The sequence below is a fragment of the Collinsella aerofaciens genome, assembly GCF_005844325.1.
GTDB classification, from domain to species: domain Bacteria; phylum Actinomycetota; class Coriobacteriia; order Coriobacteriales; family Coriobacteriaceae; genus Collinsella; species Collinsella aerofaciens_G.
In genome coordinates, this window is sequence record NZ_SPFY01000001.1 from 92,022 (window position 1) to 105,265 (window position 13,244).

The 13,244-nt window shown below is 48.5% G+C and carries 14 protein-coding genes; 1 reads left to right on the plus strand and 13 read right to left on the minus strand.

Annotated features, from left to right (window positions below; all coding sequences use genetic code 11):
• Window positions 1–10: 10 nt before the first annotated feature.
• From FGQ61_RS00440 to FGQ61_RS00495, 12 genes are all read right to left on the minus strand, one after another.
• Entirely contained in the window at window positions 11–1,759 is a 1,749-nt protein-coding gene (locus FGQ61_RS00440; RefSeq protein WP_138374209.1) for an ABC transporter ATP-binding protein, read from the minus strand.
• Entirely contained in the window at window positions 1,760–3,544 is a 1,785-nt protein-coding gene (locus FGQ61_RS00445; RefSeq protein ID WP_009249997.1) for an ABC transporter ATP-binding protein, read from the minus strand. It abuts the gene before it with no gap.
• Between the two features lie 126 nt (window positions 3,545–3,670).
• The gene (locus FGQ61_RS00450) at window positions 3,671–5,137 is read right to left on the minus strand and encodes an ABC transporter ATP-binding protein (RefSeq protein ID WP_009249996.1); all 1,467 of its coding nucleotides are present in this window, start codon (window positions 5,135–5,137) and stop codon (window positions 3,671–3,673) included.
• Window positions 5,134–5,922 carry an energy-coupling factor transporter transmembrane component T gene (locus FGQ61_RS00455; RefSeq protein ID WP_229025888.1) on the minus strand — a complete coding sequence of 263 codons (789 nt, stop codon included), beginning with the start codon at window positions 5,920–5,922 and terminating at the stop codon, window positions 5,134–5,136. The genes FGQ61_RS00450 and FGQ61_RS00455 overlap by 4 nt, the downstream gene beginning before the upstream one ends.
• Window positions 5,886–6,482, minus strand: coding sequence for an MptD family putative ECF transporter S component (locus FGQ61_RS00460; RefSeq protein ID WP_005601664.1), 597 nt, complete (start codon window positions 6,480–6,482; stop codon window positions 5,886–5,888). The genes FGQ61_RS00455 and FGQ61_RS00460 overlap by 37 nt, the downstream gene beginning before the upstream one ends.
• Window positions 6,483–6,632: 150 nt before the next feature.
• Window positions 6,633–7,598, minus strand: a complete 966-nt coding sequence (locus FGQ61_RS00465; RefSeq protein ID WP_055270723.1) for a helix-turn-helix domain-containing protein — start codon at window positions 7,596–7,598, stop codon at window positions 6,633–6,635.
• A 456-nt stretch (window positions 7,599–8,054) separates the two neighbouring features.
• Window positions 8,055–9,479, minus strand: a complete 1,425-nt coding sequence (locus FGQ61_RS00470; protein ID WP_138374210.1) for a relaxase/mobilization nuclease domain-containing protein — start codon at window positions 9,477–9,479, stop codon at window positions 8,055–8,057.
• 112 nt (window positions 9,480–9,591) lie between these two features.
• A complete protein-coding gene (locus FGQ61_RS00475) occupies window positions 9,592–10,194 on the minus strand; it encodes a Type 1 glutamine amidotransferase-like domain-containing protein (RefSeq protein ID WP_138374211.1) in 603 nt (200 codons plus the stop codon).
• A gap of 43 nt (window positions 10,195–10,237) precedes the next feature.
• Window positions 10,238–11,080: a nucleotidyl transferase AbiEii/AbiGii toxin family protein gene (locus FGQ61_RS00480; RefSeq protein WP_136890932.1), complete on the minus strand. Its 843-nt coding sequence runs from the start codon at window positions 11,078–11,080 to the stop codon at window positions 10,238–10,240.
• Window positions 11,077–11,670, minus strand: coding sequence for a type IV toxin-antitoxin system AbiEi family antitoxin domain-containing protein (locus FGQ61_RS00485; protein ID WP_138374212.1), 594 nt, complete (start codon window positions 11,668–11,670; stop codon window positions 11,077–11,079). Before FGQ61_RS00485 ends, FGQ61_RS00480 begins: the two co-directional genes overlap by 4 nt.
• Window positions 11,671–11,769: 99 nt before the next feature.
• The gene (locus tag FGQ61_RS00490; RefSeq protein ID WP_138374213.1) at window positions 11,770–12,057 is read right to left on the minus strand and encodes a CD1845 family protein; all 288 of its coding nucleotides are present in this window, start codon (window positions 12,055–12,057) and stop codon (window positions 11,770–11,772) included.
• Window positions 12,045–12,491, minus strand: a complete 447-nt coding sequence (locus tag FGQ61_RS00495) for a hypothetical protein (RefSeq protein WP_212745422.1) — start codon at window positions 12,489–12,491, stop codon at window positions 12,045–12,047. The genes FGQ61_RS00490 and FGQ61_RS00495 overlap by 13 nt, the downstream gene beginning before the upstream one ends.
• A 96-nt stretch (window positions 12,492–12,587) precedes the next feature.
• Between FGQ61_RS00495 and FGQ61_RS00500 the strand changes: the two genes are divergently transcribed.
• Window positions 12,588–12,827, plus strand: coding sequence for a helix-turn-helix domain-containing protein (locus FGQ61_RS00500; protein ID WP_035301310.1), 240 nt, complete (start codon window positions 12,588–12,590; stop codon window positions 12,825–12,827).
• Window positions 12,828–12,905: 78 nt separating this feature from the next.
• Here the strand turns inward: FGQ61_RS00500 and FGQ61_RS00505 are convergent, their stop codons facing one another.
• Window positions 12,906–13,244, minus strand: a complete 339-nt coding sequence (locus tag FGQ61_RS00505) for a plasmid mobilization protein (RefSeq protein WP_055270735.1) — start codon at window positions 13,242–13,244, stop codon at window positions 12,906–12,908.

A 13,244-nucleotide genomic window follows, 5' to 3' on the forward strand; every position in this document is an offset into this window, starting at 1 on the left:
ATTGTCTCCTTTATGCAAGGCTCCAGCCGGAGGACTTTTTACGGATATTTACAAAATCCTGATAAATCCCGGCTTTTGCCATAAGCTCGTCATGGGTTCCCTGTTCGCTGATCCGTCCATCGGAGATCACCAAAATCTGATCTGCCTGACGGATGGTATTCAGGCGGTGTGCAATCACAAGCAATGTTTTACCCTTTACCAGTTCATTGATTGCCTCCTGGATATAGCTTTCATTATCGGTATCAACACTTGCAGTCGCTTCATCCAAAATGACAATCGGTGCGTCCTTCAAAATGCAGCGGGCGATAGAGATTCTTTGCTTTTCGCCGCCGGACAGAGTAGCGCCGCCTTCACCGATGACTGTCTGGAATCCATCTGGCAGCGCCATGATAAAATCATAGCAGCGGGCTTTTTTTGCAGCCTCATAGACTTCTTCCTCGGTAGCGTCCGGTTTACCCATGCTGATATTGTTGTAAATGGTATCCTGGAACAAGTACACCCTCTGGAAAACCATGCTGATCTGTTCCATCAGTTCGGCGAGAGGTACATCCCGAATATCTGTACCACGGATTGTCACTTTGCCGGATTTCACATCCCACAGCCGCGCCAGAAGGTTCGCAATCGTGGATTTGCCACCGCCAGACGGTCCCACAAGTGCGGTCATGGTATTCTTCTGCATAGAGAAGCTGATGTTGTGCAGGACTTCCTTGTCCTGATAGGCGAAGGCCACATCGCTAAATTGTACTTCTGGCTGATCCGGCTGTGCCTGTGACAGAATATGTTGATTTCCGTTATCGGGAAGTTCGGGCTCGTCCAAAACAGCTTCAATGCGGTCTAATGCGGCATTCATCACGGTCAGTCGGGTTGCTTCTCCATAAAGAGCTTTCAGAGGTCCAAAGAGATCAAAGACAAACAGCAGCACGCCCAAAAGATAAGCCAGGGAGAGTACGCCTTCCTGATGTAAAAAAACGGATAAACCGAAGATAGCGGCAATACCCACGCCATAGAGAATGTTTAAGCCAGTGGTCCACGGTGTCATTTTCTGCTCAAACTTCGTATTGACATCCCTTGATTTTTTGAAGTTTTCCGTTAATTCGTCAGATTTTTCTCCGAGCAGATTGTAACTTTTGATAACCCCAATTCCTTCAGCAAAAGACAAGACCGCATCCGTCAAATTCTCGCTTTGGTTTTGACGCCCGACAGCCTCCTTGAAGGAAACCTTATTCATATATTTTGCAACCAGCGATGCCAGCAAGGTAATGATTACCGCAATCAGCCCAAGTCTCCAATCCAGTACGAACATAAAAACAGCTAAAACCAAAGTAGACAGCATATAGCTCATCATGTTGCCAATGGTACTCATAGAAACTTCCTCAATGAAAACCATATCCGTACTGAGAACAGAGCTGATTTTGCCAATATTCCCCGATGTAAAGTAACCCATCGGCATTTTTCTTAAATGATTTCCCAACTCCATCCGTTTATCAGCAAAGATCATAAATCCAGCGGCACTTTGCAGACGGTCGCTCAAATAGTGAACCACTGTCTGAACCACTACAACAGCTAATAATCCAAGTCCGACAAACAGACAGGTCTTTCCAGTCAGCGTATTATCAGCAAACCCGGCAAAGACAATAAACGCCATGAAGATCGGCATTTTGGAGAGAATGGACTCGACAAATGCACATAGAAATGCAGCCTGAATACGGCTTTTATACCTCCCGGAGAGGTTCAGGATTCTTGAAATCAATGCAAACATTTATCTTCCCTCCTTTGCAGTAGATACTTTCCACTCGGCGCTGTCCTGAGCCGCTTTCCACAACTTTTGGTATTCTGGGCAAGCTTGAATCAGCTCCTGATGTTTTCCGGTTGCCACCATCTTTCCGTGATCCATAACGCATATTTGATCTGCGTTCATTATAGCGGGAAGTTTGTGAGCGATAACTACCAAGGTTTTTCCCTTCACCAGCTCCGCAATAGCAGCCTCCATTTTTTCCTCATTTTCTGGATCAGCATAGGCCGTGGCCTCGTCAAGCACTACAATCGGGGCATCCTTCAATATTGCTCGCGCCAGGGAAATTCGCTGGCGCTGCCCCCCGGAAAGCATTTTCCCCGCATCGCCCGCCATGGAGTGAATACCTTGCGGCAGCTTTTCCAGAAACTCCATACACTGGGCTTTCTTCGCCGCCTCCATTACTTCCTCATCGGTAGCATCCAAACGTCCAAGACGGATATTTTCCAGCAGGGAGGTGTTAAACAGGTACTGATCCTGAGCCACATAGGAAATGCGGCTGTTCAATGCCTCCAGGCTCATATCACAAAGTTTCTGCCCGCCAATGGAAATGCTCCCTTTCTGCGGGTCATAGTAGTGGATCAACAGTTTTGCAAGGGTGCTCTTGCCAGAACCGGATTCACCAACCAGGGCAGTTTTTTGTCCTGCTTTTGCCACAAGGGTAATATCGTGGAGGACTTCGTTTTCCGCTATTATCGGTTTCCCATCTGGGCCAGGCTGTGTCGTTTGATACGCAAAGGAAACATGATCGTAAGAAATGTTAAAATCCTGTCCGTGGAAATCATCCTCAGCAGCTTGCAGCGGTGCCGCATTTAACATCTGTTCAAGTGCCGTGATCTTATAATTCAGATTCGGAATCGTCTCCATAAAGCCCAGTGCTTTCAGGAGAGGAATCCCAATGCTGAGGGAAAGGCAGAGGACTAAAATCAAATCAGGTAAAGTGCTTATGCCACAGAGAACAAACCATGCCCCAAGAGGCAAAGTCAGAATAACAGTGCAGGGCAGCAGACTTCCGTATATCGCCATCCAGGGCCAGGCGGCCTTATACCATGCCAAGGTATAATCCCGATAGTCCGTTACATCCTTGCGGAAGTTCTCGTAAGATTCACTCTCCCGGTTGAAAACCTTGACAACCTCCATACCATTGATGTACTCAATGATCGTGTTGTTCATTTTCTGTGCAGACTGATAGTAGGGACCCATGCGCTTCATTCCAACAGAGTACATAATGACCATGGAGAGCAGGCTGATCGGGATAGAGGCCAAAGACATAAGAGCCAGTTTCCAGTCCGCACAAAACATAGCAACATAAATCACCAGCGGGATCAGCAAATTTGCGATACCCTCCGGGACTGAATGAGCAAGGAGCAATTCCAAGCTGTCCACATCATCGACAAACAGCTTTTTGATTGTCCCTGTCCCTTTTTCCTCCACAATGCCAAGGGGAAGTTTCTCAAACTTCTCTTGCAGAGATACCCGCAGCCGGAACAATGTGTTATATGCTGCTTTATGAGAAATTGATAATCCCCATCCATATAAAACCGCCTGCAAAACAAGACAGATCAAAACCCCTATAACACGCAATAAAACAAATTCTGTCTCAACAGAATCGCCCATAACCAATGGTGAAATGACCTGATAGGCCAGCACAAAAGGCAGGACGCCCATAAGAACGCTGACCAGTACGACAACCGTGGCCACATACATATTTTTCTTATATGGCCCTGCGTACTCAAAGATTTTTTTGAACATAAGCCCTCCTTATATTGAGCCGTACTGTCTGTGCTTCAAAAACAAGAGGCCGCCAAAGTAAAGCGGCCTCTTATCATTATCTTTCTGTCCAGTCAAGGCGGCCCTGACATTCATAATTTCTAAAATTCACTGGCGGATTCGGAAAAAATCCAAAACCTTTTTACTGCCGGATTCGTCCAATGGATAGCTTTCTTTTATTTGCCCTTTTTCCATATGGACTACATACGAACATCCCGCCATCACCAACTCCGGATCATGCGTAATAACAAGAAGCGTTTTGCCCTGATCCGCGAGTGACTTCAAACTCCGCGCAACTTCCCACATATGTTTGAGATCAAGCCCGCTGGTTGGTTCGTCAAACACAATGATCTCCCGGTTACTCACAATGGCAGATGCGATCGCTACCCGCTGTTTTTGCCCGCCGGAAAGAGAAAGCGGGTGCCTGTCTTTATATTCCAGCAGATCAAACTGTTTAAGGATTTCATCTGCAACAGTTTCATCCTCGTTGTCCATGCTCAGAAGCACTTCATCCATCACGCTTTCGGTAAATAGCTGATGGCTGGTATCCTGCATTACCATGTAGCAATGTTTGAGCCGGGCTTTCCAATCAAGGGTTTTCCCGTCAACCTGCAAAAGGCCACACTTCTTTTCCAGTCCGCAAATACAGCGGGCCAAAGTAGATTTTCCAGCGCCATTCAGGCCGATAATGGCAATCGTTTCTCCAACAGGCAGTTCAGCACTCGGAATATGGAGGCTTTCCGGTTCCCGCTTTTTATACGCAAAGCAGAAATTTTGAAATTCCATCAGTTTAGCTGTATGCGCCTGATACTGATTCGCGGGTTTCAACTTCGAGAGAGAAAACGGCCGCAGCCCCATTTCTTTTCGAGTGCTATCCGATAAACTGTCAAATTCAGCAGGCGTGTATTCCCGTTCAATCTCCCCATCTTTTACATACAGCACACGATCTGCAAGATCGTGAAGGTAGTAAAGGCGGTGTTCTGCAATCAGAATTGTTTTGCCCTGCTTTTTCCAGAGGCTCAAGACCTGCCGCAGGTCATCAATAGCAGCCATATCCAGATTAGAAGATGGTTCGTCAAGGACCATAATTCCCGGTAGCAATACACTTGATGAAGCACAGGCTATTTTTTGCTTTTCGCCCCCGGACAGAGCAAACACGCTTCGCCCCATCAAATCTTCAATATGATAATCGGAAACTGTACGGTCAATCCTTTTCAGGATATCTTCCTGGGGATAGCCTAAATTTTCACAGGCAAAGGCTAATTCACTATCCGTATCCACGTTGAAAAACTGACTTTTGGGATTCTGGAATACAGATCCCACCATAGCAGCCAAGTCATAAAGCGGCGTATCTGATACGCTTTTTCCGTCCAGAAGGACATCACCCTCTAAATTGCCCTCGTAATAATGAGGCACCAGCCCGTTTACCAAACGGGTAATCGTTGTTTTCCCACAGCCGGATTCTCCCGTGAGTAAAACAAATTCCCCTGTGTTTATGGTGAGATTGACATTTCTAATCCCTCCGCCGCTGGATTCTTCACCATAAGAAAAAGAAACATTTTGAAAATCTATCATGGCAAAATCCCTCCTGCGGAAATTATCGGGGAAGCAATCGCCCAAAACACTACAAAGCAACAAAACAAGATCAGCACCACATCGGCAAAATTGAATTTAAGCTGGCAAATGTTTGTGCGTTTGACAGGAGCACCGAGGCCACGGGTAATTGCCGCAGCGGAAAGTTCCTCACCGATTTTCACGGAGCAGGTAATCATCGGGATCAGCTTATACTCCAATATTTTTGAAGATTTTTTCCCTCCAAGTTTAATCCCACGCATTTTCATAGCGTCACTGATTGCTTCTGACTCCTGAAAGACAGTTGGAAAGAAGCGGAACATGACCGTTAAGGGGATCGTCACTTCTTTAGGCATATGGATTCTTTCCATGCCGGAAATCAATTCACTGACCGTTGTTGTTTTCACTGCATAGGCAGCAATCGCAACACTGGGAAGGATTCGGCAGAAGAATCCTGTTGTAAACAGAACGAGGAAATTCAATATTCCCGTAAGGTGCGGTAAAACATAAATTTGAACAGCATAAAAAGCAGAAAACACAGCAATATAGCCCACAGCTTTTGCACATTGTTTCGAGGTAAGCAGCAATATAGCCGGAACCGTACAAAGAACAAGGCGGATCAGCCCCATAGCTTCTCCGCCTGTTCCACCCATGACAAAAATGCTTATGATGAAGATGAGCAACAGTTTTGTACGCGGATCGAGCCGTAACCCTTGTTCTGTTTTTTTGCTGAGCAGAATTTCCCGCGCCATTATGCAATACCGGCACGCTGGAAGTGCTTTTTGCAAATAGCTTTCCCAATCACACCTCCGACAAGGCCAAACACAAAGCAGGCAACCAGCAGAATAGGCGCAATCCACATAGGCATATATGTATTAAGGGTAGCTGCATATTCAGCGCCGTATCCTTCAGTCAACATTACCATATAGCTTTCACGGTTCAGGAAAATGGGAGCAAAGTTGCCAAACACCCAGATGCTGAACACGCCGCAGGAAAGAACTGTACTCTTTGCACTTTTGTAGTCCGCCTTTTTCAGGATCACGTCGGCCAACAGGCCGCCAACGAGACCAGTTACCATAGTAAGATAGCCGTTGCCGAAGAACACCATGATTAGGCCAATCAGGAAACCCATGATTGCAGTCATCCCGAATTTTTTAGCCTTTGTAACATACAGCATATAGGGGATGCCGCCAATCAAAGGGCACAGTACCGCCATCAGCGGAATAAAAATGGGGATAAAGCCAAGCATCGCCACCAGCATAACAATCACGACATAGATGACGGTGTAGATGCCGATAGTAATTAAATCTTTTCCCTCAAGCCGGGAACTTTTTTTCTGGGAACTCATACCAGTATCCTCCTCTGAGAAAATGAAAATGTGGTGTGGTTAGAGTGTTCTAACCACACCACGCATTTTAGCAATTTCATGTCCAATATCCAACCCAAAAGCAATTTCATTCTACCCAAAATCGGTATTTATTTTGGGTATGCAAAGCACCTATTTGATTCGGCTGGCCTCTCGATAATCTTTTGGCATAACTCCATACTTTTTCTTAAATGCAGCAGAAAAGTTGCTGGGCTTTGTATAACCCACAAGAACCGCTATCTGCCCAATGTTCATATTGCTCTCCAATAACAATCCTGCGGCTCGCTCTAACCGCTGCTCAATAACATACGCATGAACCGAAATGCCGTACATCATGGAGAATCCCCTTGATAATTTAGAGACGCTGATTTGAACCTGCCTTGCCAGTCCTTCACAGCTTGGCGCAAAGGCAAGCTCGCTGTCAATGATTCTCTTTGCCTCGATGATGCAATCACGTTCACTTTTTGATATGCAGCAGTATTCCGGCGAGAGGATTCGCAGCTCCAACACTTCGCTCAAATATACTGACAGCAATTCGTGGATTTTGCTTTCCAGAAACAGATACCCAAGCCCACCCCGATAATGTGTAAAGTCTTGTAACTCTGCGAAAATATGCTCCATATAGGGCGTTATGCTCACCTTTGAAATTCCGGTCAGCAGTTTCTTTTCATAGACGGTAATCTCGCCATCCTCGAAGTAGTCCTGTAATAAACGTTTGAAATATGGAACGGGAATTTTGATGTTCTTAAAATAGAAGTCGCTGTTTTGCGCATAACAGAGAGACTCCATTTTCCCGTGTCCACGGTAAATGCAGGATTCTCCCTTTGCAAGACAAGCGCCCTCTCTGCTGCCTGCAATATTCCACGACACGCCGTCGTTCAGGCAGAACAGCATTTGAATATAGTCCTCGCTGTTAATCCCGCGCACATTCATGTCAGAAAAATAATTCATCTTCCAGTCTGAAACAACGGCACCCTGTTTTGTCACCACCTGCGCAATTTGTCCGGTTCCCATATCAGAAGGAATCGGGATCGTTACGGTCTGCGGTGAATTGGAGAGCAGATCCCGATAGAGGTTGTTCATGTATTCGCTTGTCATTGGATGCCCTCCTTTTTTCGGTTAGCAGTGACTAATGTACTAATATAGTTTACACGATTTACGCCTGAAAGTCAATTTTCAGCACGAATGCAAGCTGCTACAGAAAAAATCAGGGACGTTCCCGCAGGGGCAGAGTGCCATGTCGCGCAGTTCGGGTACGACGAGGCGCAGACGCAGACACGGTCAACCGGCCGCGTGCGAGGCGAAGCGTTACGCTATATGCGGCATCGAAAACCACGGCTTCAGAGGGGTTACGAACGGGAACAAGAAACTGGCAAGCAATGCAAAGCGGTACCCACTTTGCGAAAACAGGCGGATTCCGTTTACACGGAGCCCGCCTGTTTCATGCTTGTTGGGGCGCTGCCCCAATCCCCGCAGAACACAAAATGTGTGTTCTGGAACGCAGGATAAATCCTGCGGCTGCGCGATTTTGCAAATCGCTTGTGGGCGGGTAGCTCAGCGCTGCTCCGCCTCTTTTTCCCGTCGTTCATTCGCTTCCTCCTGCTCCTTGTCCAGCTCCAGAATACGGTCGATATTGGCTTTGGCCGTCAGCAGCTCTTTCATTTCCTCACGGGCTTTTCGGTATTCGGCGTAGGCCGCTTTCTTCTCCGCCAGCAGCTCGGCGTACTCGGTATTCAGCGCCTTGATGGTGGGCAGCTTCTTGAAGCCCAGTCCATCAAAATAGTCCTTTGCGGCCTTGTGGATCGTGATCTCGCTTTCATGCTCTGCAAGAAATTTCTTGGAGTACCCTGCCTTGCGATAGGCAACGTAGGTATCGCGGGTCTTGGCGTAATTGACAATATGCTCCCGCAGCACCGCAATCTCGGCCATGCGTTTTTCAGCAGATTTGATCCTTGCGGAAAGCTCATTGAAGTGAGCGGACGCTGCCGCCGCTTTCTCCGAGAGAACGGCGTAATCTAAAAGCTCATGGTCTTGCAGATAGGCCACCGTCTGTGCCATCTGTTTCAGGTTGAACAACGTCACCCAACGCGCATAACCGGCACCCTTGCCAGCGCGTAATTTGGCCTGAATGTCCACCAGCAGATTCCCGCTGCGCTTTTGCGGTTTGACTGGCGGTGCGGCGCTCTTTCGCGGCGTATGCGCCTTTTCACCTGCAATCACCGCGCGGAGATCTGCGGGAGTATAGCCGTCACCGAGGGTATCCATGCGAATGGACTTTTTCTGTTCGCCGCCTAACAGGGACGGGACTTTCTTGCCCTTGATCTCATACCCGGCCTGCCGCAGCTGCTCCAGCAGCGTTTCAAAGCTATCGGGCTTTTGTGTCAGCGCATCGTCAATGGCCGCGCAGATTCGCTCCCGGTGGGAGGGCTTCTTTTTGTCGCCCAGCCACTTGTTGTAGCTCTTGCCGTGGCGCTTTGGATTCTCCACGATGGAGTAGCCATTCTCGATGCAGATGGTATCGTTGAGCCGCCGCACGGCGCGGCTGCTGCCCCAAAAGTTTCTGAATTTCCGGGTCTGGCTGAGTGCGGTGGAGTTCCAGATCACATGATTGTGAATATGGGCTTTGTCGATATGGGTGCAGACGATATAGGCGTGATTGCCCTTGGTGAAGCGCTTGGCCAGCTCACAGCCCAAACGGTTCGCGTCCTCTGGTGTGATCTCTCCGGGAACAAAGGATTGCCGCAGATGGTAGGCGATCACATCATCCTCGCCGCGCACTCTGCCGGTCTTTTGGGTGTATTGATTTTTGGCGAAAAGGAACTCGGCATCGGCGATCCTGCTGTCGCACTGCCAGCTTGTTATCAGCCTGCCGCCGTCTGTCTTTTGCGGATTTTTGGTGTAGTCGATGATAGCGCTGATGGCCTGTCCCACCGTGCGGCCTTTGCCGGTGTGGAGAGGCATCAGGCGTGTGGTTGCCATGTTGGACACCTCCTTGAAAAGTAAAACGGCCTGCCGAAGCAGACCGTTTGAAATGTGTTAATTTGCAAGAGGTAAAAGCAAACTGATAGTTCGACAAACTGGAATTTTCAAATTAGTCTTTGCAAATAACCTTTGAATCTTCACCATCAATTACAATTCCCTGACGGTTGTTAATTGGGCATAGATTCAAATCCGAAAACTCAGTCATTATTTTCTCGGTAACTTTCTTAAATGGTGCTGTAAGATAATGCGGAAGAACATAGAAATCAATCAAATCAATCCCTGCATCATCTTCTTGTGAGTAGTCCTCCGGCTTTTCATCCATTTGCTCGATATATTGGATGCTTGGAGCGCATATAATCGCACCTGCCGATTCACCAATCATCAGTTTTCCCTTTGCCAATTCTTTCTTCAACAGCTCATCCGTTCCCGTTTTACGGAGCTGGTCTATAAGGAAAAAAGAATTTCCGCCGGTAAAATATATCACATCCGCATCTTCAAAAACAGACTGTATCGTTGAATAAGCCTCCGTTGAAATATCAATTTCAGTTACGATTGCTCCCAACTTTTTGAATAATTTTCGAGCCGAGCCGACATAACCGGTGTAGCCTTCACGCAGCGAAGCTGTTGGAATAAATGCGACTTTTTTATTTTCAATTTCTTCCTTTATCAGACTTCCTACACTTGAAAAGTGCGAACATAAAAACAGTTTCATCAATATTCTCCTTTATATATAAATTCCGATTTGCTGCTCTCTATTACTCCCGTGCCAGTTCATATAGGCTGCGGATGGATTCCATGACCGTATGCCACGACAGGTCGGCGGCATAGGAAAACTTCTTCTGATAAGCCCGCCACAGCTTTTCCATGTTCGGGTCGGCCTCAACTTCATCAAAGGCCGCAGGCGCGTCGGCAAGATACTTCTCTGTACCGCGTTTCCTGGCCGTTGCAATGAGCGCCGCACGGAGATCGGCTGGGACGATGCTCTGGCCGTGGAGCTGGCTCAGAATGTGCAGATCATAGAAATCTCTCATGCGGGTGTTGGTGGTGGCGCGGGACACGACAGTTTCCAGCTTCTCAGCCAGAACAGTTTCCAGATTGTACGCCAAAATTTCAATGGAACGATCCTCCAGCATCAGCTTGAAGCTGTAACGCACTTCGCGGGGCGTGATGGCGTCGCCGGTGGAAATGTCGATCTTGAGCGGCGTTATCACGCCGTCAAACTCCGTTTCCATGCTGACACGGATGCCCGGATACTCGGCCTCGTCCATGATCTCGGAAATGCGCTTCACCCGGAACCCCACGCCATCGTCCACCGGTACGGAGATGATGGAGGCAATCATGTTCTCCACGTCCTCGATGCCGACCGTCGCACCCTTTACGGTCGCGTCAATGTCCATCGTGGAGCGGGCGTCAAGGCCGACCATTGCAGCCACCAGCATCCCGCCTTTAAGGATGAACTTGTCCCGATATTCCGAAAGAGAAATGCGCTCCAGAAAGCGCTCCATCATGTAATTGCGCATCAGGATTTGCGCATCTGCGGATTTGTCCTTGGAGAGATTGCGTATCAGGTCTTTGAGCTGCCGTGCAGTCTTAATCATAAGAGTACCTCCAAATACTGCCGAAGCAGTTTTTCAACACGGAACATCTGCGCATAGCGCATCAGCTTCCGCAAGTCCTTGTCTTTTCGTTTTGCGTATTGCTTGAGTGCATCCTGAAAGGTCTGCATCTCGATTCCACTGCGGCTGCGGATCAGATCGCAGATGGTACGCTCCATATCATAGACGGGAACCGGGTTGCCAAAGGGCGTGTTCATCGTGACGATCCCCACATCATGCAATTCTTTCTTGATGGTGTAGACCTTGATGCCGTCTGCTTGCAGGCTGGCAGGATTGTAGCCGGTCTTGACCGTGATGGAATACGGATTCGGCTCCCGGTCGGTCAGGTCATGGAAAAACAGCGCGCTTTCATGGGAGAATACGGCCTGCGCACAGCGAAGGTGCAGCAGGTACATGGCGTCCGTCCATGCGTCAGGCGAAACATAAACACCGTGCGCGGCCTGCTCTACGCCGTGCTGCTTGGCGTAGGCGTAAAACGTGGACTTGGAAATACCGATTTCCAAAACCTGCGCGGTTTTGACGATCCCATTGTTTTGCTGAAAAAGCAGATCAAGCCGGTCGTAGGCGGTCATGTTATCACTTCCTTCTTGCTAATATTATATCCGATATTAGCAAGAAAGTAAACAACGATTTTAGAAAAGCAAGCCGAGGCGTTCGCCCCGGCTTGTGTTTTAACTATGAATGAAGTTTTTCATGGCGGTGTTCATGTCTTGCAGCTTGCCAAGCCCCTGCACAGCCAGCAGCGGAAGTCCCATCGGGCTGATCAGAAACGCCAGCATAAGGAGGATGATGCCGTTCTTTACGGAGTAGGTAATCAGCACGGCGAAAGCCAGCAGGGAGAGCAGTCCGCTTGCCAGTTTGAACACGAAGCCGGAGCAGGACAGCAGCCCTGCGCACAGCCAAACGAACAGGGACAGGATAAGCGACAGCGGCGCAAAGAGAATTTTCAGGATGAACATTTTGCGGCCTCCTTTTCACAAAGTGCGGTCAGCGCGTCACGCTCTTTGGCGAGCTTTTCTTCTTCCTTTTCGGTCAAATCACGATCACCGCCCGTGATCTCCAGCTCGCGGAAGCTCTCATAGGCGTTTAACAAAGAATCCCGCAGCGCTTCGGGCGTAGGGCAAAAGTCCACGGTGTTCCAGTCCTGACGGTGGTTGTCAAAACCCATGACCGTGTAGCCTCTGCTGGTCAGGACAACTTCAAAATCCGTATCGCGGTTGAGGTAGTCAGAAAATACTTTTAGCACAATTTCGTTTGTCAGCATACGTTCCGCAGCTCCTTTCCAAGCAGTCAAATCTTTTTCTGATATTAGAATACTTTGCCCATTGGTGTTTTGCAAGGATGCGGCAAAGTCATACGAATAGTTTTCGCCTTTTGCCCGACATCTAACCATATCACATAATCCTTCTTTAGTACAGCTACCTGAACTAATTTTCTCCAGATGGGAAATATAATATTGGTACAGTTACAGGGACGGGAGGTGTGGTACTTGCAGTTGAATGAAGCCGTCAGCAGGCGTTTGGTTGAGCTGATGCAGGAGCGTGGCATGACGCAGTATCAGCTTTATATGAAAAGCGGCGTACCGAAGTCCACCATCGGTAATCTTGTGAACTGCGCATACCCGTCTATGAAGCTGCGGATCATCCACGAGCTTTGTCAGGGATTGGAGATCGACCTGAGCAGCTTTTTTGCCTCGCCGCTGTTTGATGAAAACAATCTGGAACCGTAGAAGCTCCGATGCTGTTTTGCGTCGGGGCTTTTGCTTTTGTGTGAACAGGGGCGGCGGAGTGACCGCCGCCCCTGCGACTTATTTCAGCGCCGCCAGCGAGGAAACGATTTTCTCTGCCGCCGTCCATATCCGTTCCTGACTTTGCTGAATGTCCTCCAGATCGGTTTCGTAGATACGGCCTGTTTCGTGGGCGCGGCGGGTGAGCTGGTTGAGGTTGTTGCTGGAATACCGAAGCAGGGACACCAGCTCCCGCAGCTCCGGAAGGTCGAGCTTCACCACATATCCGTCAATCGCCATCTTGCGGAGATACGCCGCCATGTTGGTGGTGCCGAACTGCGCCATCTTTGTTTCGATCATTTCCCGTTCCTGCGGCGTGACGCGGAATTTAAGCTGAATATCCCGCTTGCGTTTTGCCAT

Bases quoted from the DNA above. Each gene is read 5' to 3' on its own strand.
- FGQ61_RS00465 (WP_055270723.1), bottom strand. From the start codon at position 7,598: ATGACAAGCGAATACATGAACAACCTCTATCGGGATCTGCTCTCCAAT.
- FGQ61_RS00495 (WP_212745422.1), bottom strand. From the start codon at position 12,491: ATGGTTAGATGTCGGGCAAAAGGCGAAAACTATTCGTATGACTTTGCC.
- FGQ61_RS00485 (WP_138374212.1), bottom strand. From the start codon at position 11,670: ATGACCGCCTACGACCGGCTTGATCTGCTTTTTCAGCAAAACAATGGG.
- FGQ61_RS00480 (WP_136890932.1), bottom strand. From the start codon at position 11,080: ATGATTAAGACTGCACGGCAGCTCAAAGACCTGATACGCAATCTCTCC.
- FGQ61_RS00440 (WP_138374209.1), bottom strand. From the start codon at position 1,759: ATGTTTGCATTGATTTCAAGAATCCTGAACCTCTCCGGGAGGTATAAA.
- FGQ61_RS00475 (WP_138374211.1), bottom strand. From the start codon at position 10,194: ATGAAACTGTTTTTATGTTCGCACTTTTCAAGTGTAGGAAGTCTGATA.
- FGQ61_RS00450 (WP_009249996.1), bottom strand. From the start codon at position 5,137: ATGATAGATTTTCAAAATGTTTCTTTTTCTTATGGTGAAGAATCCAGC.
- FGQ61_RS00505 (WP_055270735.1), bottom strand. From the start codon at position 13,244: ATGGCAAAACGCAAGCGGGATATTCAGCTTAAATTCCGCGTCACGCCG.
- FGQ61_RS00460 (WP_005601664.1), bottom strand. From the start codon at position 6,482: ATGAGTTCCCAGAAAAAAAGTTCCCGGCTTGAGGGAAAAGATTTAATT.
- FGQ61_RS00470 (WP_138374210.1), bottom strand. From the start codon at position 9,479: ATGGCAACCACACGCCTGATGCCTCTCCACACCGGCAAAGGCCGCACG.
- FGQ61_RS00490 (WP_138374213.1), bottom strand. From the start codon at position 12,057: ATGTTCATCCTGAAAATTCTCTTTGCGCCGCTGTCGCTTATCCTGTCC.
- FGQ61_RS00445 (WP_009249997.1), bottom strand. From the start codon at position 3,544: ATGTTCAAAAAAATCTTTGAGTACGCAGGGCCATATAAGAAAAATATG.